At 70.7% G+C, this 20,148-nt stretch carries 14 protein-coding genes and 4 pseudogenes; 3 read left to right on the forward strand and 15 right to left on the reverse strand.

Annotated features, from left to right (window positions below; all coding sequences use genetic code 11):
- The 4 genes from OJJOAM_RS07720 to OJJOAM_RS07735 are packed head-to-tail and all read right to left on the reverse strand — an operon-like array spanning nt 1 to nt 3,536.
- Nucleotides 1-993, reverse strand: coding sequence for a Bug family tripartite tricarboxylate transporter substrate binding protein (locus tag OJJOAM_RS07720; protein WP_422649410.1), 993 nt, complete (start codon nt 991-993; stop codon nt 1-3).
- 37 nt (nt 994-1,030) lie between these two features.
- Nucleotides 1,031-1,279: a hypothetical protein gene (locus OJJOAM_RS07725; protein ID WP_422649411.1), complete on the reverse strand. Its 249-nt coding sequence runs from the start codon at nt 1,277-1,279 to the stop codon at nt 1,031-1,033.
- Nucleotides 1,246-2,388, reverse strand: a complete 1,143-nt coding sequence (locus tag OJJOAM_RS07730; RefSeq protein ID WP_422649412.1) for an acyl-CoA dehydrogenase family protein — start codon at nt 2,386-2,388, stop codon at nt 1,246-1,248. Before OJJOAM_RS07730 ends, OJJOAM_RS07725 begins: the two co-directional genes overlap by 34 nt.
- On the reverse strand, nt 2,385-3,536 hold the full coding sequence (locus OJJOAM_RS07735) for an acyl-CoA dehydrogenase family protein (RefSeq protein WP_149317194.1): 1,152 nt from the start codon (nt 3,534-3,536) through the stop codon (nt 2,385-2,387). Before OJJOAM_RS07735 ends, OJJOAM_RS07730 begins: the two co-directional genes overlap by 4 nt.
- Before the next feature lie 346 nt (nt 3,537-3,882).
- Here OJJOAM_RS07735 and OJJOAM_RS07740 point away from each other — a divergent pair, with 346 nt between their 5' ends.
- Complete coding sequence (locus OJJOAM_RS07740) at nt 3,883-4,833, forward strand: Bug family tripartite tricarboxylate transporter substrate binding protein (protein WP_422649529.1); 951 nt, start codon at nt 3,883-3,885, stop codon at nt 4,831-4,833.
- Between the two features lie 133 nt (nt 4,834-4,966).
- On the opposite strand, the gene OJJOAM_RS07745 is transcribed toward OJJOAM_RS07740, so the two are convergent.
- Nucleotides 4,967-5,779 (reverse strand): aminotransferase class IV family protein, encoded by an 813-nt coding sequence (locus OJJOAM_RS07745; protein WP_422649413.1) that lies wholly within the window; start codon nt 5,777-5,779, stop codon nt 4,967-4,969.
- Between the two features lie 225 nt (nt 5,780-6,004).
- Between OJJOAM_RS07745 and OJJOAM_RS07750 the strand changes: the two genes are divergently transcribed.
- On the forward strand, nt 6,005-6,310 hold the full coding sequence (locus tag OJJOAM_RS07750) for a zf-TFIIB domain-containing protein (protein ID WP_149317196.1): 306 nt from the start codon (nt 6,005-6,007) through the stop codon (nt 6,308-6,310).
- A gap of 184 nt (nt 6,311-6,494) precedes the next feature.
- On the opposite strand, the gene OJJOAM_RS07755 is transcribed toward OJJOAM_RS07750, so the two are convergent.
- The 5 genes and pseudogenes from OJJOAM_RS07755 to OJJOAM_RS07775 form a co-directional block, all read right to left on the reverse strand.
- On the reverse strand, nt 6,495-8,765 hold the full coding sequence (locus OJJOAM_RS07755; RefSeq protein WP_422649414.1) for an ATP-binding cassette domain-containing protein: 2,271 nt from the start codon (nt 8,763-8,765) through the stop codon (nt 6,495-6,497).
- On the reverse strand, nt 8,762-9,697 hold the full coding sequence (locus tag OJJOAM_RS07760; RefSeq protein ID WP_422649415.1) for an ABC transporter permease: 936 nt from the start codon (nt 9,695-9,697) through the stop codon (nt 8,762-8,764). The genes OJJOAM_RS07755 and OJJOAM_RS07760 overlap by 4 nt, the downstream gene beginning before the upstream one ends.
- A gap of 147 nt (nt 9,698-9,844) precedes the next feature.
- The gene (locus OJJOAM_RS07765; RefSeq protein ID WP_422649416.1) at nt 9,845-10,039 is read right to left on the reverse strand and encodes a hypothetical protein; all 195 of its coding nucleotides are present in this window, start codon (nt 10,037-10,039) and stop codon (nt 9,845-9,847) included.
- A gap of 112 nt (nt 10,040-10,151) precedes the next feature.
- Nucleotides 10,152-11,622, reverse strand: a pseudogene (locus tag OJJOAM_RS07770) (ABC transporter substrate-binding protein).
- 4 nt (nt 11,623-11,626) lie between these two features.
- Nucleotides 11,627-13,861: a TonB-dependent siderophore receptor gene (locus tag OJJOAM_RS07775; protein WP_422649417.1), complete on the reverse strand. Its 2,235-nt coding sequence runs from the start codon at nt 13,859-13,861 to the stop codon at nt 11,627-11,629.
- Nucleotides 13,862-14,029: 168 nt separating this feature from the next.
- Between OJJOAM_RS07775 and OJJOAM_RS07780 the strand changes: the two genes are divergently transcribed.
- Nucleotides 14,030-14,440: a Fur family transcriptional regulator gene (locus OJJOAM_RS07780; protein WP_149317200.1), complete on the forward strand. Its 411-nt coding sequence runs from the start codon at nt 14,030-14,032 to the stop codon at nt 14,438-14,440.
- A gap of 146 nt (nt 14,441-14,586) precedes the next feature.
- On the opposite strand, the gene OJJOAM_RS07785 is transcribed toward OJJOAM_RS07780, so the two are convergent.
- From OJJOAM_RS07785 to OJJOAM_RS07805, 5 genes and pseudogenes are all read right to left on the reverse strand, one after another.
- Nucleotides 14,587-15,327 carry a GntR family transcriptional regulator gene (locus OJJOAM_RS07785; protein WP_149317201.1) on the reverse strand — a complete coding sequence of 247 codons (741 nt, stop codon included), beginning with the start codon at nt 15,325-15,327 and terminating at the stop codon, nt 14,587-14,589.
- 288 nt (nt 15,328-15,615) lie between these two features.
- Nucleotides 15,616-16,615, reverse strand: a pseudogene (locus OJJOAM_RS07790) (Bug family tripartite tricarboxylate transporter substrate binding protein).
- A gap of 116 nt (nt 16,616-16,731) precedes the next feature.
- Nucleotides 16,732-17,798 (reverse strand): annotated as a pseudogene (locus OJJOAM_RS07795) (Ldh family oxidoreductase).
- A gap of 168 nt (nt 17,799-17,966) precedes the next feature.
- Nucleotides 17,967-18,890 (reverse strand): annotated as a pseudogene (locus tag OJJOAM_RS07800) (hydroxyacid dehydrogenase); the annotation flags it as partial.
- Nucleotides 18,890-20,065, reverse strand: coding sequence for a UxaA family hydrolase (locus OJJOAM_RS07805; RefSeq protein ID WP_422649418.1), 1,176 nt, complete (start codon nt 20,063-20,065; stop codon nt 18,890-18,892). The gene OJJOAM_RS07805 and the pseudogene OJJOAM_RS07800, both read right to left, overlap by 1 nt.
- Nucleotides 20,066-20,148: the final 83 nt, after the last annotated feature.

Genomic DNA, 20,148 nt, shown 5'->3' on the forward strand with positions numbered 1-20,148 from the left:
TCACGCCATCATTCCGGCTGGATGCCGGCCGCCTGCGCCACGCGCCGGAAGCGCGCGATTTCGGCCTGGTGGAAGGAGCGCATGGTCTGCGGGGGGATAGGGCATCGGGTCGCTGCCCTTGGTCGCCAGGAAGGCGGTCGACTCGGGCGTCTTCAGGATCGACTGCATCGCGGTCGCGAGCTTGCCGGCAATGTCGTCCGGCGTCTGCGCCCGCACGTAGAACGACACCCAGCTGTACTGCACGTAATCGGGATAGCCGAGCTCGCGCACCGACGGCACCTCGGGCAGTTCGTGATGGCGCTTCTCGCCGGACACCGCCAGCGCGCGCACCTTGCCCTGCCGGATCAGCGTCAGCGCGCCGCTGGTGTCGACCACCGCCAGATCGAGCTGCCTGCCGATGATGTCGGTCATGATCTGCGCCTGGCCCTTGTAGGGAATATTGACCAGCTTGATGCCGGCCAGATTGCCGAACCAGGCGGCCGCGAGCCGGTAGCCCGCCGAATAGGTACCCACGCTCAGCGGCTTGGCCTTGCCCGCGGCGACCACATCGGCCAGCGTCTTCCAGGGCGAATCGATCGGCACCAGAAAGACATTCATGTTCCGGCTCAGGCCCGCGATCGGACGCAGATCGGCCAGCGGATCGTAGGGCAGGTTCTTCAGCACGATCGGATTGACCGACAGCGGCGAATTGCTCGCCAGCAGGATCGTGTAGCCGTCGGCCGGCGCGTTCTTCAATGCCTGGATGCCGATCACGCCGTTGGCGCCGGGGCGGTTCTCGACCACCACCGGCTGGCCCAGCGCGCGGCCGAGCGCTTCGCCGTAGTAGCGGGCCGACGAATCGGAGCCGCTGCCCGCGGTGAACGGCACGATGATCCGCAGCGGCCGCGAAGGGAACTCGCTGGCCGATTCGGCGGCGGCAATGCCGCTCGCGACGGCGCTGGTGAAGGCGGCGCTGGCCAGCAGCAGCGCCCGAAACAAACCCGGTACTCGCATCGATGTCTCCTGTCGTGGGAGGGCTCGTTTGCCCTTGTCATCCCTGTGTTCCTGCGCGATACGCCGCGCACGTGGTGGTCACGTACGTGGTGGTCACGTACGTGGTGGTCACGTACGTGGTGGTCGCGCACGCGGTGGTCACATGCACGGTGGTCACGTGCACGGTGGTCGCGTGCACGGTGGTCGCGTGCACGGTGGTCGCGTGCACGGTGGTCGCGTGCACGGTGGTCGCGTGCGTGCTCGCCGCGCGCCTCAGGCGGCCTGCGGCGCGGTGACCCGGGGCCACAGCGCGGCGCCGCCCTCGCGGATCGCGCGCGTGCCGATCTCGCGCGCCCAGTGCGCCTCGCTGCCGTACTCGGCGCGCCAGCTCCATAGCCGACGGGTCGACCAGTGCAGCGAGTGCTCGTGCGTGAAACCGATCGCGCCATGGACCTGGTGCGCGATCGCGGCGGCGCGGCCGGCGGCATTGCCGCAGATCACCTTCGCCACCATCGCCTGGCTGTCCCAGCCGGGCGCGCGCATCGCCGCGCAGGCGCTGGCCACCGCCATGCGGGCCGCCACCACCTCGTTGGCCAGCATCGCCAGCTGCTGCTGGATAGCCTGGAACTTGGCGATCGGGCGGCCGAACTGGATGCGCTCGGTGGCGTATTGCACGGTCTGGTTCAGCACGCGCTCGAGCACGCCGGCGATCTGGATCGAACGCATCAGCGCGCCGAGCGGCGACGGTGGCGAGGGCTGCGAGGGCTGCGACGTTGCCGCGCCGGCGCCCAGCATCGCCTCGTCGGCCGGGCTCTCGACCACCACCGCGGCGGCGGCCGGCGCGTCGTCGAAACGCAGCCGGTCGCGCGGTTCGCCGGCCAGATTGGCGCCGGTCTCGATGCGGCAGCCGGCGGTCGGCACCAGCAGCCATACCGCGCGCCCGAACGGCTGCCGGTCCACCGCACGCACCACCACATGGCGCACGTGCCGGCCCCAGGGCACGTCCACCGTGCCATCGAGACGCCAGCCGTCGGCGCTCGAGCGCGCCACCGCCCGCTCCGACGCGGCGCCGGCGTGCGCGGCCAGTGCCATCGGTCCGTCCGGCATCGCGATGCCCAGGCGCGCCAGCACCCATCCGCACGCGGCGGTATCGACGAAGGGAATCGGCGCCAGCGTGCGGCTGGCCGCCAGCAGCGCCGGCAGGCTCTGCTGCCAGTCGGCCGCGGCGCCGCCGTCGTCCTCGCCGGCGAACAGCCGCGTCAGGCCGCTGTCCTCGACGGTGCGCCACAGGTCCGCCTGCCATTCGCCGCGCTCGGCCGCTTCCAGCTGCGCGGTGGTCACTTCGTTGCCGAACAGCCGTTGTGCGCTGTCGGCCAGCATCTGCTCGAGTTCGAGCTCCTGTTCGCGTTCGTTCATCGGACCCCCAGGCCTCTCGCAATGATTCCCCGCAGGATTTCGCGCGTGCCGCCCCGCAGGGAGAACGAGGGCACGGTCTGGGTCAGATGGCAATGGGTGGCGACGAAGGGCGAGCCGTCCGGACGCAGCTCGTGGCCGAACAGCTGGTGCGCGACCTCGGGAATGCGCTGCTCGAACAGCGCGCCCAGATCCTTGACGTTGGCCGCCGCCAGCTGCGGGTTCTCGCCGCGATGGAGCATCGCCGCGATGCCGCGCGACATCTGCCGCAGATTGCTCAGCTCGGCCACCAGGTAGCCGAGCTCGACCGCGTGCCGCGCGTCGTCGGCATCGGCGTGATCCACCATCTCGGCCAGCAGCGCATAGCTGCTCAGATAGCGCTCCGGGCCGCTGCGCTCGAAGGTCAGCTCGGCGGTGACCTGCGCCCAGCCCTGCCCCGGCTCGCCGATCACCATGCGATCGGGCACGAAGACGTTGTCGAACACCACTTCGTTGAAATGCTCCTCGCCGGCCAGATTGCGGATCGGCCGCACCTGCAGCCCTTCGGAGCGCATGTCGATCAGCAGCTGCGACAGGCCCTTGTGCTTGTCGTCGGCGCTGCGGTCGGTGCGCACCAGCGCGATCATGTAGTGCGAGCGATGCGCGTTAGAGGTCCACAGCTTGGTGCCGTTGACGACCCAGCCGCCGTCGACGCGATCGCCGCGCGTGCGGATCGATGCCAGGTCCGAGCCCGAATCGGGTTCGCTCATGCCGATGCAGAAGCGCACCTCGCCGCGCGTAATGCGGGGCACGATCTCGTGCGCCACTTCCGGGTCCGCGTAGCGCATCAGCAGCGGGCCGCTCTGCCGCTCGGCGACCCAGTGGCCGCCCACCGGCGCGCCCGCCGCCAGCAATTCCTCCAGCACGACATAGCGCTCCAGCATCGAGCGCTCCTGTCCGCCGAAGGCCTTCGGCCACGTCATGCCGATCCACCCCTTGGCGCCCAGCGCGAGGCTGAACGCGGGGTCATAGCCGGACCAGCTCTGCGCGCGCTTCTGCGGCGGCCGGTCGCCGACGGTCTCGGCGAGAAAGGCGCGCACCTGCGCCCGCAATGGCGCCAGGTCCCCATCGGGCTGCGCCGGTCGAATCACGATCTGGCTGGCCGTGTCCACTTCCCCCTCCTGTCGATTGGTGTGCTGCGTTCGTCGATGCAGCGATGGGAGGCAGCTTAGCGACGCGGACACGGGCCGCCCATCGCGGCGGCGGCATAACAAAAATCCGGTGGGCCCTTGTGCACGCCTGCGCGTTCGCAAGCGGAGAAGCGTTCCATACGTCCCGCGCATAAGCGATATGTCCGCGGGACAGTTGCCCTCGCTGCCGCTGGGCGCTTAGGCTGTGGCCTGGTTCGACAGGGCGGGGTCACACCGTCCGCAAGGAGACAGAGCGATGCGTGACGAATCGATGAATGGATGGACCGTTGCGCGGCTGGTGTCGCTGGCTGCCGGCGCGATCGCCGTGATGGCGATGCTGTCGCCCTCGCCGGCGCGGGCCGTCGATGCAGCGGCCGATGCCGCCGGCTATCCCGCCAAGCCCGTCAAGATCGTGGTGTCCTTCCCGCCGGGCACCGGCTCGGACAGCACCGCGCGCTTCCTCGCGCAAAAGCTCGAGGCGCGCTTCGGCCAGCCCTTCGTGGTCGAGAACCGGCCGGGCGCCAACAGCTTCATCGCGGCGCAGGCGGTGGCACGTGCGGAGCCCGACGGCTACACGCTGTTCGTCGCCAGCAACTCGCCGATGGCGACCAACGCGGTGCAGTTCAAATCGCTGCCCTACGATCCGGTCAAGGACTTCGCGCCGGTGGCGCGGCTCTATTACGGCGCGATGGTGCTGTCGGTGCCGGCCAGTTCGCCGTACCACACCGTGCAGGACCTGATCCGCGACGGCAAGGCGCGGCCGGGGAAGCTGAGCTACGGCTCGGGCTCGGCCTCGTACCAGATCGCCACCGAGCTGTTCCTGAAGCAGGCCGGCGTCAAGGCGGTGGCGATTCCGTACAAGGGCGCGGCGCCCGCGGTGGCGGACCTCGCCGGCGGCCAGGTCGACTTCGCGCTGTCGGACTACACCGCCGCGGCGGCGCTGGCGCAGACCGGCAAGACGCGCATCCTGGCGGTCACCGGCGACAAGCGGCTGGACGTGCAGCCCAATGTGCCGACGCTGCAGGAACTGGGCTTCAAGGACTACTACATGATCAACTGGGTCTCGGTGTTCGCGCCGGCCCATACGCCCAAGCCGATCGTCGACAAGCTCAGCCGCGCCGCGGTCGAGATCTTCAACAGCAAGGAGGCTGCCGAGTTCATCGGCCGCACCAACGGCCAGATCTTCGCCGGTGGCGCCGAGGTGCTGCGCAAGTTCCAGCTCGACGAGATCAAGCGCTGGTCGGCGGCCGCCACGCTGGCGGGGATTCCGAAGCAGTGAGCCGATGCATCGAGCTGAGGCATTGAGCCGGTGCATTGGACCGGCGCATTGAGCAAGGGCGTCGGCAGAGCGGTGAGCCGGAGCAGTGGGGCTGCTGCAACGGCCGAGGCACAGGCCGAAGCGGTGAGACGCATCACGGCGCCACCGCGTCCTCCGCCTCGTAGGCCCGATGCAGCAGCGTGACGAAATCCGGCGCAGCGGCGATCGGCACCTCGCCGATGCGCCGTACCGGCACGCCGGGCGTCCATGAGTTCATCACGACCGCGCCGCCGAGCGAAGGCAGGTCGGCGAGCCTGACCTCGCGCGTGCGCTGCGCGATGCCGAGGCGGTCCAGCTGACGCCGAAGGATGCCCATGGTGGTGCCGGTCAGCATCTGCGCTTCCGGCCACACCACCGCCTCGCCATCCCAGAACGCGAGGTTCCAGATGGTGCCCTCGCTGAGCCGCCCCTGGCGGTCGACGAAGGCCGCATCGTCAAAGCCCTGTTCGACGGCCTGCCGCAGGTAGTACGTCTTGGCGATTTCGCCGACGTGCTTGATGCCGGGAAGAACCCGCTCATGCTCGACCATATCCAGCACGAGCGGCCCTGTCGGCCCCGACGAAGGCGGCCCGGTCCGGATCAGCAATCGGGGCGCGCCAATGCCGCGCGCCGTGAATTCCCCTTCCGGCGAATACACCGTCGCCGTCAACGACAGATCGGCGGGGCTCGCCTGCAGCGCCGCCCGCAAGCGGTCCCGCACCGCTTCGTCGGACAGCGCCGCGCCGAACAGCGCCATCGATGCCGCTCGCAGGCGGGACAGATGCAGGTCCAGGCCGCGGATCCGGCCGCTTCGCACCTGCATGGCGGTGAAGTGGGCATAACCGGCGAAGGCAAGCGGCGCCAGGTCCGCCGCCGAGGCGGGCCGTCCATCGAGGTGGGCAATGTGTGACTTCGATTCGGCTGACATGCCGCGCTCCTGTATGTGATCGTCAAGTAGCGCAAACTATCGCCCATCGATGGGGCCTGCCGGAAACGAAAAGTTCTGTACGAATCATCAAGCCGAACTTGAAGATTCAGATGAGCCCGATACTGCCTGTCAAGCGGGCAGCGGCAATCCGTGCTGCCGAACCAAGCCGCCGGGCGACGGTCTGACAGGCGTTAGCCGTTGAACACGCAATCAAGGAGAGCTGCGATGCAATGTCCCGTCTGTACCGAGACCACGCTGGTGATGGCCGAACGCCAGGGCGTCGAGATCGACTACTGCCCGAAATGCCGCGGCGTGTGGCTCGATCGCGGCGAACTCGACAAGATCCTGGAGCGTGCCGCGGCCGAACAGGCGCCGGTCGCGCAGGCGCCCCAGGCCGCCGCGCCGCAACGGCCGGTCGATCCGCGCGGCTACGACCGCGGTTATGACCAGCGCGGCTACCGCGACGACGACCGCTACCGCGAGCAGAAGCACTATCGCAAGAAGAGCATCTGGCACGAGATCTTCGATTGACCGGCTTCGAGTGACCGGCTTCGAGTAACCGGCTTCGATCGACCGCTTCGATCGCCCGCTTCGAGTGACCGCGTAGATCGACCGGCTTCGATCGACGGCTTCGATCGACGATCCTCGACGCAGATGTGACCGCACGGCGCCCCTCGGGGCGCCGTATTCGTCAAGACACGCGTCGGAATGCCCGTCAGAACGCCAGCGTGCGCGCCGCCACGTTGGCGGCGAGATCGGGATCGTGCGTGACCAGCATCAACGCGCAGTCCGATTCCTGCGCCGCCTCGACGATCAGGTCGATGGTATTGCGCTGCGTGACCGGATCGAGCCGCGAGGTCGGCTCGTCGGCGAACAGGAAGGCGGGCCGCAGCAGCAGCGCGCGCAGCAAGGCGAAGCGCTGCAGTTCGCCGCCGGAGACCGCGCCCGGCAACCGTTCCAGCAGATCGGGGGAAAGTCCGAGCCGTTCCATCCAGGGCCGCAGCGGCGCGCGTTCGAGCCGGTGCAGCGCGATCAGGTCGTGCAGCGCGCGGCCCAGCGGAATCCGCGGCGCGAAGGCGGCGGCGGGGTCCTGGTAGAGCTTCTGGTAGCGGACCCGCGCGATGCCGTCGGCCCGGCGCACGGTGCCGCGATCCGGCCGCGCAAGGCCGAGCAGCACATTGCCCAGCGTCGATTTGCCGCTGCCGCTCGGTCCGGTGACCGCCACGCGTTCGCCGGCGTGCAGCGTCAGGTCGAGCGCGTCGAACAGCAGATGGTCGCCGAAACGCTTGCTCAGGCCGCTGGCGCGCAGCACTTCCCCTCCCGTGGCAGGCATCGCCCGGCGCGGCCATGCCGCGGGCTCGGCGGCGATCAGCGCGCGCGTGTAGTCGTGCGACGGCGCGCCCAGCACCGCGTGGGTCTGGCCGCGCTCGACCACGCGGCCATCGAGCATCACCATCGTGTCGCCGCCAAGCGCCCGCGCCACGCCGATATCGTGCGTGATGGTCAGCACCGCGCAGCCTTGCTCCAGCGCCGAGCGCAGGCGCGCCACCAGGTCGTCGCGCCAGATCCGGTCCAGCCCCTTGGTCGGTTCGTCGACGATCAGGATCGGCGCATCGCCGGCGCGCGTGATCGCGAACGCCGCGCGCTGCGCCATGCCGCCGGACAAGGCGGTCGGCCAGGCACGCGCGGCGTGCCCCAGCCCGACCGCGCGCAGCGCCTGCGCGGCGTGGTGCGCGGCGCGCTGCCGCGATTCGCCGGCGACCCAGCGATAGGTCTCCGCCAGCTGCGCATCGACGCGCATCAGCGGGTCCAGCGCGAACCAGGGCTCCTGCGGCAGCAGCGCCAGCTCGCGGCCCCATAGCGGCCGGCGCGCGCGCATGTCGTTGGCCTCGCAATCCCAGCCGCGCCCGGCAAGGCGGCCGCTCGCGCGCAGGCCCGGCGGCAGCGAACCCATCACCGCATGGGCCAGCAGGCTCTTGCCCGAACCGGTCTCGCCCAGCAGCGTCAGCGCGCGGCCGGCCTGCAACTCGAACGACACCGGTTGCAGCAGCACGCCGTCGGCGCTGGCGACCGACAGGTCCCGTACGCCGAGCAGGCGGCCAACGCGCTCGCCATGCAGGTCCTCGATGACGAGGTCGTTGCGCGCGTTCATGGCGACACCCCCCGCACGCGGGCGCTCGTTCAGCAGCGCCAGCGCGAGGATGGCCAGCGCCAGCACCGCGATCGGGCTGGCGATGGCCCAGGGCGCCTCCGCCGCATACGGCAGCAGCTCGGTCATCATCAGGCCGAGCTCGGCCAGCGGCGGCTGCACGCCCATGCCGACGAAGCCCATCGCGGCCAGCGCCAGCACCGCAGCGCCGAGGCCGAAGCTGCTCAGCGTGCCGAGCACCGGCGCCAGCTCCGGCAGCAGGTGCCGGCGCGCGATATGGAGCGGGCCGAAGCCGAGCAGGCGCGCGGCCTCGACATGGTGGCTCTGCAGCACGATCTGCGCGCTCGCCCGCGCGACGCGGAAATACTCGACCCACAGCACCAGCGACAGCCCCAGATACAGCGGCCACATCGCGCCCGGCGCCAGCGCCGCCAGCAGCAGCACCAGCAGCAAACCCGGCAGCGCCAGCACCGCGTCGGCCAGCGCGCCGGCCACGCGATCGGCCCAGCCGCCGCGCCACGCGGCAAACAGGCCCAGCAGCGTGCCGGGCAGCGCGGCCGACAGCACGCACAGCACCGCCAGGCCCAGCGACAGCCGCGTGGCATGCGCGGTGCGGGCCAGCACGCTGCGGCCCAGATGGTCGGTGCCCAGCGGCTCGGCCATCGTCGGCGCCTGCAGCACGGCGTACAGGTCCTGCTCGAAGGGCTGGCGCGGCGCGGCCCACGGGCCGGCGATGGCGAACAGCACCAGCAGCGCGATCAGCAGCAAGGCGATGCGCCGGCGCGGCGTGGCAACCGCCAATGCGCCCTTCCAGGTCGGGCTTGCCATCTCGCTCATCGCACGACCCTCGCGCGCAGCCGCGGGTCGATCGCCATGCAGGCCAGATCGACCGCCGCGTTCAAGGCGACGAACAGCAGGCCCATCGTCAGCGCGGTGCCCTGGATCATCGGCACATCGCGGCCGAAGATCGCGTGCACCAGCGCATGGCCGATGCCGGGCCAGGCGAACAACGTCTCGACCACCACCACGCCCTCGAGCAGATAGACCAGCTGCACGCCCAGATAGGCGACCACCGGCACCGCGGCATTGCGCACGCCGTGCCGGGCCATCGCGACGCGGTCCGACAGGCCCTTGGTGCGCGCGAACAACCAGTACGGCGCGGCCACCACGCCGGCCATCGCATCGCGCGCGACGCGCATCGCGGTGGCGGCCAGGCCCAGTCCCAGCGTCAGCGCCGGCGCGACCCAGCTGCCGTGTTCGCCGTGGCCACCGGCGGGCAGCCAGTCGAGCTCGACCGCGAAGGCCAGCACCAGCAGGATGCCCAGCACGAACGGCGGCAGCGCGCGCAGCAGCACCGAGAGCGCCAGCGTGATGCGATCGGTGTGCCCCCCGGCGTGCCTGCCGGCGGCAAAGCCCAGCGGCAGCGCGATCAGCGTCGAGACGGCCAGCGCGGCGAGCGCCAGCCACAACGTGTGGCCGAGTTGATGCGCGATCTCGGCGGCGACCGGCGCCCCGGTCACGGTCGAGGTGCCCAGGTCCAGATGCAGCAGCCGCGACCACCACGCCAGCAGGCCGTCGAGCCAGGGGCCGTCGAGCGCGAGTTCGGCGCGCACCGCATCGGCGGCCTGCGCGGTCACCATGTCGTAGCCATAGCGGCCGGCGGCGATGCGGAACGCCATGTCGCCCGGCAGCAGCCGCATCATCAGGAAGCTGAGGCCGCCGACCAGCGCGGCGACGAAGGCAGCCTGCAGGCCGCGCTGGAGCAGCATGCGGGCGACCAGCCGCGCCGCGGGGGTGGGTCCGCCGCTGCGGCGCCGCGGGGTGGGTCCCCCGCTGACGCTCGGCATCGCGCGATGCCGATGCCGATGAGCCCGCGGTTGCCGCGGCGAGTTGGGTGGACTGGGTATTCGGTGGCGTCATCGGGTCCATTGCAATTCGGTGAGCCGGTAGCTGCGTTCGAACGGGTCGATCGACACGCCGGCCAGATGCGGGCTGGCCGCGAGCGTCTGCTGGTACCAGAGCACCGGCACCAGCGGCAGGCCGTCATGCAGCGCGCCGGCGATCTGCTCGCGCAGCGCCTGCAAGTGCGCGGCGTCGGCGGTCGACGACATCGCGGCCAGGGCGCGCGTCAGCGCCGGCGACGACCAGCCCATCGCGCCCCAATCGCCGCCGCGCTTGTCACCGCCCTCGCCGCCGCTCTTGCCGCCGCCCTTATCGCCGCCCTTATCGCCTTCCTCGCCGGCCTTCCCCCTCCGCCGCGCCGAAGTCCTGCGCGATCGCGCCGAACGCATCGGGCACCGCGCCATAGTTGCGCGCGATCAGGCCCATCTCGAGCGTGCCGTCGCGATGGCCCAGCGGAATCTCGCTGGAGTTGCCCACCGCCACGCGGACCTGCACGCCGATCAGGCGCAACTGCTCCTGGATCGCCGCGGCGATCACCGGCAGTTCGGGACGATCGGGGAAGGTTTGCAGCGTCAGCGCGAAACGCTTGCCGTCGCGCGCGAGCACGCCGTCGGTGCCGGGCCGCCAGCCGAGCTCGGCGAGCAGCGCACGGGCGCGTACGGGATCGTGCGCGAGCGCGGGCAGATCGGCGCGATGCCAGCCGGCCAGCGCGGGCGGGAACAGCTGCGTCGCGGCCAGCGACGGCTCGCGCAGCACCGCCTGCGCGATGCCGCGCCGATCCAGCGCCAGCGACAGTGCCTGCCGTGCGCGCGGGTCGGCGAGCAGCGGATGGCCGGCGTTGAGCTTCAGGGCGGTGGTGCGCGGAATCGGCTGCTGGTGCACGCGTACCGCGGCGCCGCGCCGCAGCCGCGCCACGCTGCCGGGGTCGAGCCCGTAGGCGAGCTCGGCCTGGCCGGCCTCGGCCATCAGCGCCCGCATCTCGGCGCGGCCGACCGCCAGATAGCTGGCGCGGCGTACCGCGGGAGGCGGTCCCTGCCAGCCATCGAAGGCCGCCACCGAGAAGCGCTGCGGCGGCTCCAGCGTGACGATGCGGTACGGCCCCGAGCCGACGATCGCGCGCACCGCGCCATCGGCGCCAAAGGACGCGGGCGCGAGGATCTGCGTGCTGCTGTGCGACAGCAGGGCCGGCAGGGCGGGGGAAGGGCCGGCGCAAGCGGATCCGCACCACCGCGCCCGACCGGGCATCGATCGCGGCATTGATGGCGGCATCGGTCACGGCATCGATCGCGGCGATCGGCGCCTGGCCCAGTACGCCGGCCGGATGCAGGGCGCGCCGCAGCGCGTTGACGACATCCCGGGCGCGCACCGGCGAGCCGTCATGAAAGCGCGCGCCCTCGCGCAACGCGAAGCGCCATACGAGCCCGTCGCCGGACACCTGCCAGCGCGATGCCAGCCCGGCGACGGGCCGCGCCTGCGCGTCATAGTCGACCAGCGTCTCCGCGACCTGCATGCGCGCGAACAGGTAGCCGCCACGCAGCGGGTCCAGGCTCGACAGCTCCCACGGGCCGATCACGCGCACGATGCGGTCGGCAGCGGTCTTCTTGTCCGTGCCTGTGCCTGTGCCTGTGCCCGTGCCCGTCCCTGTGCCCGTGCCTGTGCCTTGCGCCAACGCGGGCGACAGCAGCGCGGCCGCGCCGGCGCCCAGCAGCCGGCGGCGGCGTGGCGAACGCGGCAAACCGGGCGGCATCGATTCGATCGGGAGCTTCGGAGGCATCGCGGCAGACCGTCGCATCGCATCAATAGCTCAGCCGCAGCCCGAGCCGCACCGTGCGCCCTGCCCCGGGCGCGATCCATAGCGCGCTGTAGGAGCTGGCGTAGTAGTCGCGATCGAACAGGTTGTGCACGTTCAGCGTCAGCCGGGCCTGCTTGCTGAGCTGCCAGTAGGCCAGCAGATCGACCAGCGTGTACGACGGCAGCTTGAAGCTGTCCGCGCTGTCGCCGGAGCGCTTGCCGATGTAGCGCACGCCGGCGCCGACACCATAGCGTTGGCCCCACGGCGCCGCGTCCTCGTAGACGGCCAGCGCGCTGGCGCTGGTGCGCGGGATATTGCGCAGCGGCGTGCCGGCCGGCAGCCGGGTATCGGCGGTGATCTCGGCATCGGTCAGCGCGACGCTGCCCGACACGCGCCAATGCTGGCCGACGCGGCCGGCCACATCGAGCTCGAGGCCGCGGCTGCGCGCCTCGCCGGCGGTGGTCGAGAACGAGGGATCGGCCGGATCGGCGGTCAGCACATTGCGCTTGTGGATCGTGAACGCGCTCAGCGTCGCGCCGAGACGGCGATCGTCTGTTTCGAACTTCAGGCCAGCCTCGACAGCGCGGCCGCGCTCGGGCGTAAAGGGCTCGCCCGCGGCGCTGCTGCCGGGATTGGGACGGAACGAGCGGCTGGCGTTGGCGAACAGCGTCACGTTGTTGCTGGCCAGGTAGGCCAGGCCCCCGCGCGGCGACACCGCGGTCTGGTCCTGCTCGACGCGCGTGCCGCGCAGGCGGTTGTCCAGCGTCTGGCGATACGAGTCGACGCGCAGCCCCCCAAGCACGCGCCAGCGCTCGCCGATGGCGATCTGGTCCTGCGCGTACAGGCCGATATTGGTCTGCCGCTCGTGCGTATCGGTGTTCGGCAGCAGCGGCGGCGGTGTCGACCCGTAGACCGGCTCGTAGATGTCGATCGGGTACGGCGTCGCGGCGGTCGGGTTGCCCCGCAACTGCACCTGGGTGCTGCTGAAGCGATAGGCGTCGAAGCCCACCAGCAGCGTGTGCGACAGCGGTCCGGTGTCGATGCGGCCGGTCAGGTCCGCCTGCAGCGCGGTGTCGTCGGACTGGTAGTCGCGGTATCGGCGCTGCCGCCGCAGCGTGCGGTCGTCGGCGGCCAGCGCGAACGGCTCGGTCGAATAGCCTTCGAGCGAACCGCCGCGATAGGCCAGCGACAGCCGGCCCTTCCAGCCCGGCGAGAACTGGTGCTCGACGCCGAGCTGATGCGACTGGCTGTCGAGGCGGATGTCGCCATCGCTCGGTTCGCCGAGGAAGGTCTTGCGGCCCACCGCGTCGAGCCGGCCGTCGACCGCGACGATGCCGCGGTCCAGCGGCGTGGAAAAGCGCTGCCATTCGCCGGCGTACTGGATCACCGTATCGGCGCCGAGGGTCCACGTCAGCGAGGGCGCCAGCAGGTAGCGCTGGCTGTCGACGAAGGCGCGCTGGCTGCCCTGATGGTCGCCCACCGCGATCAGCCTTCCCGCGACGTTCTCGCCCAGCGGTCCGGTGATATCGGCCGCGGCACGGTAGCGGTCGCGGTTGCCGGCCTCCAGCTCGTAGTTCTGCGCCGGCTTGAACTGCGGCTGCTTGGTGACCAGGTTCAGCGTGCCGCCCGGCTCGCCGCTGCCATACAGCGACGAGGTCGGCCCCTTCAGGACTTCGACGCGCTCGATGGTGGCGGCGTCGCGCGGCGCGGTGAAGCCGCGATTGGCGACGAAGCCGTTGACCAGATAGCCGGTGCCGGTGTTCTCGTTGCCGGCGAAGCCGCGCACCGCGAAGTTGTCCCACAGTCCGCCGAAGCTGTCCTGGCGCGCGATGCCGCTGACGTAGTCGAAGGTCTGCTCGAGCCGCGTCGCGCCGATATCGTCGATCATCGCGCGCGGCAGCACGCGCACCGCCTGCGGTACCTCGCGCAGCGGCGTGTCGGTGCGGGTCGCGCCGCTGGCCTCGTCGGGGTTGTACGATGCGCCGGAGGTGACCACCGCGACCTCGGGCAGCACGGCTTCCTCGCGCTCGGCGGCATTGGCGGTCTCGGCGGACTCGGCGAGCGCCGGGACGGCGAACAGACCGGCGGCGAACACGGCGGCGACAAGAGGCGGCAGCGAGTGCGCCGCGCGCAATGGTCGCGCACTCAGAGGCGCCGGCGGGGCTGCAGACAGGGCTGCGGGCAGGCGCGCAAGCAGACGCGCGTGCAGCCGCGCGGGCGATGAAGTCGGCGTGGACATGATGGACGAAGGGTGAACAACGACGCGCGACCGCCATGCCGCGCCGCGTGCGCGAGCAGGCAAGGGAAGCCGCAAGCATGGCAATAAGCGGCGACAATACGGTCTGCGGTGACGCTGCCGAGCGACGGCGCGCCTTATTGAGAACGAATTTTCATTATCATTCTAGCTATGGAACGCATGACCCGTCAACGCGAGGCCGTGCTGGGCGCGCTGCGCGAGGCCGCCCGGCCGCTGAGCCCTGCCGAGATTCTGGCCGCCGCGCAGCGCACGGTGCCCACGCTCGGCCTCGCGACGGTCTACCGCAATATCCGCGCCATGCTGCAGGAAGGCGGCCTGGTGGCGGTGCCGCTGCCGGGCCAGGCCGACCGCTACGAGGTCGCGGCCGCGCCGGACGCGGTCGTGCACAAGCACTACTTCCAGTGCCTGACCTGCGACCGCGTATTTCCGCTGGAAGGGTGCCCCGGGCACCTGGAAGAGATCACGCCGCCCGGCTTCGTGGTCGAGCAGCACGAGCTGACGCTGCGCGGCCGCTGCATCGAATGCGCGACGAAAAAGACGGGCAAGCGCCGGACGAACTGAGCGGCAGGAAAGGCGTTGTCCCCGTGAAGGCGGGGACCCGGTGGCTTGCAGAGTCGGAGTCGCTGAATGCCCGCAGGCGCGGGAACGACGTGGTGGTGTGTTGACGCCTGCTGCGGCTGCTGCGGCCGCTGCGGCCGCCGCGCCCGCTACGGCTGCGAGATCGCGAACTCGTGCGCGGTGGTGTCGAGCCGCGAGACGCGGCGCTCGACGCGCCGGTCGTGATAGGACGAGGCGATCCGCGTGATCTGCAGCAGCGGGCCGCCCACCGGCACCTCCAGCAGCCGATGGTCGTCCTCGTCGGCCAGCACCGCGCGCAGGCGCTCCTCGGTGCGGATCACGTTGATGCCGAAGGCGTCCTGATAGAAGTTGTACAGCGTGTTGGGCCGCTCGCGCAGCATGGTCTCGGTCAGCCCTTCGAACAGCGCCTCGGGCACGGTGATCGCATCGGTCATCACCGGCCTGCCGTCCAGCGACAGCACGTTGGTGAAATGGAAGACCCGCTCGCCCGGCGCGATGCCCAGCGCCAGCGCCTCCTCCTTGCTGGCCTTGCCGCGCCGGAATTTGGCCAGCCGCACGCTGGGAAAGGCGCGATGCCCGTCCTCGCGCACCACGCGGAAGAAGCGGAAGAAATGATCCTCCTGCCGATGGGTCGCGACGAAGGTGCCGCGCCCCTGATGGCGGATCATGATGTTCTCCGCCACCAGTTCGTCGATCGCCTTGCGCAGCGTGCCGATCGACACGCCGAAACGCTCCACCAGCCGGCGTTCGGCCGGAATCGCCTCGCCGGGCTTCCACTCGCCCGCGGCGAGCGCGGCCAGGATGGCCCGCTTGACGTCCTTGTACAGCACGCCGCCGATTGCCGCGCCTGCTTCGAATTCTGCGCCCACCTTCAACGATCTCCCTGGACGGATGGATTGGCACGATGCCGGTTCCGCACCGCCGCCGGTTGCCCGGCGGCGCTGGAACGGAACGTCTATATAACATGGATGACTGCCGTCACCCGCTCCCCGCCGTGTTGAAAATCGTTTCGAACGCCCGGGCCGGGCCCTTGGGTACGGTACCTCCGCTCGACGCTCGCGTGGGCCGCTGCGTTCGGCGCATGCGATCGAGGCCAGCGCTTGCCGCATGCCATCGACGCCCGAAGGCGACGCTTGTACTCGACCCCTCAAGTCAACCTACTCGGCCCGAATGCCCTTCTGGTCGATCAGCCTGGCCCAGCGCGCGACCTCGCCCTGGAAGTAGTCGGTAAAGGGCGCGCTCGCCTGCGGCGCCGGCGAGAAACCGGCGGCCACGATACGGTCGCGCACCGACTTGACCTCGACCATCTTGGCCACCGCCGTGCCGACCTTGTCGATCACCGGCTTGGGCGTGCCGGCCGGCATCATCAGGCCGGTCCAGTTCTCGACCAGCAGGTCGGGGGAAGCCGACCTCGCCGACCGTGGGCACATCCGGCAGCAGCGGATGGCGCTCGCGCGTGGTCACCGCCAGCGCGCGCAGCTTGCCGCCCTTGACGTAGGCCAGCGACTCGGGGAAGTTGGAGAACACCACGTCGATCTGCCCGCCGATCAGGTCGGTCATCGACGGTGCACCACCTTTGTACGGCACGTGCGTCAATTTGGTGCCGGTCAGGCTCTCGAACAGTGCAAGCGTCAGGTGCGGCGGCGTGCCGTTGCCGCTCGAGCCCGCATTGAGCTTGCCCTTGCGTGCGGCCTCGACCAGGTCCTTCATCGACTGGATCGGCGAATTGGCCGGCACCACCACGGTCATCGGCGACGAAGCGATGCGCGCCACCGGCACCAGGTCCTTCTGCATGTTGAACGGCAGCTTGGGAAACAGCGTGACGTTGGACGCGTGCGTCAGCGTGACGGCCAGCCAGGTGTAGCCGTCCGCCGGGGCCTTGGCCACCTGGTCGGCGCCGATATTGGCATTGCCGCCCGGCTTGTTGTCGATGACGATCGGCTTGCCCCACTCCTCCGACAGCTGATGGCCGACCATGCGCGCCATGATGTCGGTCAGGCCGCCGGGCGCGAACGGCACCACATAGCGGATCGGCTTGCTCGGATAGTCGGCGGGACCCTGGGCCGCCGCGGGCGCGGTGACAGCAACGACGGCGGACAATGCAACGGACAACGCGGCCACATGCCGCAGCATGGAGCGAATCAACAGGCGATGCATGGTTTGTCTCCTTTGTTTGCCGCCATCCGTGCTTTGCGGACCTCGGCTTGTGGGGCGTCCCCTGGGCGCATCGTCTGGACGACGCTGCCCCCGGGGCCGGCATGAACTGACGTTTGCTAGGCCGGACTACCCTCCCCGGCCAGCGCCTCCAGTTCGTCCAGCAGCGCGGCGGGCACGGCGATGCCCTCGCGGCTGGCGCGTCGTTGCGATGCCTCGCGGCGCGCGCCCGGCAGGCGCGTGCCCGGGTCGGCCAACATCGCCGCCAGCAGCGCCTCGACGCGATCGTGATAGACCTGCTCGCCGCTGAACGCGGCGGGGGTCCAGCACCAGGAAGACCTGGCCGATGCGCGGCCGGCCGCCGGCATCCTCGAAGAAGGAATCGGCCTCGGCGCCGAACTGCGCCCCCGGCCAGCGACACCACCAGCAGCTCGACCAGCAGCGCCAGCATCGCGCCCTTGACGCCGCCCGCAGGCAGCATCGAGCCGCGCAGCGCGGCCTTCGCGTCGGTGGTCGGCTCCCCGGCTTCGTCGAGCGCCCAGCCCAGCGGAATCGGCTGGCCGGCCTTGGCGGCGACCATGATCTTGCCGCGCGCGACCTCGGACAGCGACAGGTCGATCACCACCGGCGCGGCGCCGCGTCGCGGAAACACCGCGGCGATCGGATTGGTGCCGAACAGCGGCTTGCGCCCGCCCCACGCCGGCATCGCGGCCGGCGAATTGCCCAGCGCGATGCCGATCATGCCGGCGGCGGCGACGGGTTCCAGATGCGAGGCGGCGGCGCCGAAGTGATGGCTGTTGGTCACCGCGGCCACGCAGACGCCGAGCTCGCGCGCGCGGGTGATGGCGTGCTCGATCGCCATCGCGCAGGCCGGGAAGGCGAAGCCGCATTGGGCATCGACCAGCAGCGCGGCACGCTGTTGTCGGCCCTGCCGGTCCTGTCCGCCCTGTCCGCCCTGTCCGCTCTGACTGCTCTGACCGCTCTGTCTCTCCGGCTCGCCGGGCGTGCGCAGTACGGGCACCGCCGCACCATCGACGCGATCGCGCCGCAGGTGCGCGACATACATCGGCACCCGCGACACGCCGTGCGAGGCGAGGCCGACGGCATCGGCGCGCACCAGCGCCGCGGCGGTGGCTTCGGCCTGCAGCGGGCTCGCGCCGGCGCGACGCAGCGCGGCTTCGGCCAAACGCGTCGGGCGTGCGGCATCGACCGTGCTGGCGTTGGCGCTTGCGTTGGCGTTTGCGGTGGCGTTTGCGGTGGCGCCGGAATTGGCGCCGGCATCGGCGCCCGGGTTGACGCGTGCGATGCCGCTTGCGTTGGCGCTCGTATTGGCAGCGCTCATGCAGTCCCCCTCCTCCAACGCCTGCCGCACCTGCTGCGCGATCAGCATCGACACGCGCGCATTGGCCTCGCGCGTGACCCCGCCGATATGCGGCGTCAGCACCAGGTTGGGCACGCCCTCCAGCGGCGAGCCGGCCGGCAGCGGCTCGCGCTCGAACACGTCGAGCGCGGCGCCGGCCAGATGGCCTTCGCGCAGCGCCGCAGCCAACGCGCCCTCGTCGACCACGCCGCCGCGCGCGGTGTTGACCAGCACCGCGCCCGGCCGCATCGCAGCGAGCCGCCGCGCGTCGAGCAGATGCCGGGTCGCCGGCACCAGCGGCACGTGCAGGCTGACCGCATCGGCTTCCGCGAGCAGCGCATCGAGGCCGCGCGGCGCGACGCCGCTGCGTTGCCAGACCGGATCGTCATCGCGCAGCATCGGATCGTGCGCAACCACGCGCATGCCGAAGGCCTGGGCGAGCGCCGCGGTCTGCCGGCCGATATCGCCGAAGCCGATCAGGCCCAGCGTCTTGCCCAGCGCCTCGCGTCCCTCCGAAAGACGCGCGCGCGGCCATTTGCCCTGCATCACCTCGCCGCTGCCCTGATAGGCGCCGCGCAGCAGCATCGCCACCGTGGTGACGACGTACTCGGCGACCGAACGCGCATTGGCGCCGGTGGCCGGGATCACGCGGATGCCGCGCGCCTTGCACGATTCGACATCGATGTTGTCGAGGCCGACGCCGAGCCGCCCCACTACCCGCAGGCGCGGCGCGCTGTCGAGCAGCGCGGCATCGACCTGCGTGCGGTTGCGCACGATCAGCGCGTCCGCCGAAGGCAGCGCGGCCAGCAGCTCGGCGCGCCGATCGACCCACTCGGGCTCGTAGCGCAGTTCGAACCCGGGCGTCAGCGCGGCCACCGCGTCCGGGTCCATGAACTCGCTGATGCAGATCCGCTTCATCAGGCCGACTCGTGGATGCGGGTCAGCACGAACTCGCGGTGGCCCAGCGCCTCGGCCGCGGTCCAGCGGCCGTTGGCGGTCGCCAGCATGCACTCGAGCAGCTTGTCGCCGGTCTGGTCCAGGTTCAGCTCGCGCTGCAGCAGGCCGGAGCAATCGACGTCCATGTGCTCGCTCATCAGGCGGACCGTACGCGGGTTCGCGCACAACTTGATCACCGGCACGATCGGGTTGCCGATCACGTTGCCCTGGCCGGTCGGGAAGAAATGCACGACGAAGCCGGATGCCGCGCACAGCGTCACCATCTCGGCCGCGGCCGACGACGAGTCCATGAACCACAGGCCGGGATGGGTCGGCTCCTCGGCCTTGTCGAGCACGCCGTCGACCGTGCATTTCTTGCCGATCTTCTGGATGTTGCCGAGCGCCTTCTCCTCGATGGTGGTCAGGCCGCCCGCGATATTGCCCTTGGTCGGCTGCGACTCCGACAGGTCGGTGGTCTTCCAGCGGTCGATCATGGCCTGATAGCGCTCGAACATCGCCATGAACTGGTGGCGCACCTCGTCGTTGGCGCAGCGTGCGGCGACGATATGCTCGCCGCCGGTCAGCTCGGAGGTTTCGCCAAACACCAGCGTGGTGCCGAGTGGATGCAGCTTGTCGAAGGCGTTGCCGACGGTCGGATTGGCGCCGCAGCCGGAGGTGGTATCCGACTCGCCGCACTTGGTCGATACCCACAGGTCGGCGATCGGGCATTCGACGCGATGCAGCGCGGTGGCGTACTGCACGAACTCCTTGGCGGCCTTGGACGCGCGCTTGATGGTCTCGTGGTCGCCGTGGCCCTCGATGCCGAAGCCGACCACCGGCTTGCCGGTCTTCGCGATGCCGTCGACCACGCGCTTGGTCCAGCCGTCCTCGATGCCGATCACCACCACGGCGGCGACGTTCGGATTGCTGCCGGCGCCGATCAGCGTGCGGAAATGCAGCTCCAGGTCCGGGCCGAACTGCAGGCGGCCATAGGGATGGGGAATCGCCATCGTGCCCTTGATCGCATGCGAGACCGCCTCGGCGGCGGCGTTGGACAGGTCGTCCAGCGGCAGGATGATGACGTGGTTGCGGACGCCGACGCGGCCGTTGTCGCGGCGGTAGCCCCAGAAGGTGGTGTTTTGATCGATGATGGACATGACGTGGTATTCGGTTCTCGAATGACTGGAATCGCCTCGATGGGCTGCGATGGCTGCAAGAGCGGCGATGGCCGGGATGGCTG

It is taken from the genome of Cupriavidus sp. H18C1, assembly GCF_049311595.1.
Taxonomy (GTDB): Bacteria; Pseudomonadota; Gammaproteobacteria; order Burkholderiales; family Burkholderiaceae; genus Cupriavidus; species Cupriavidus cauae.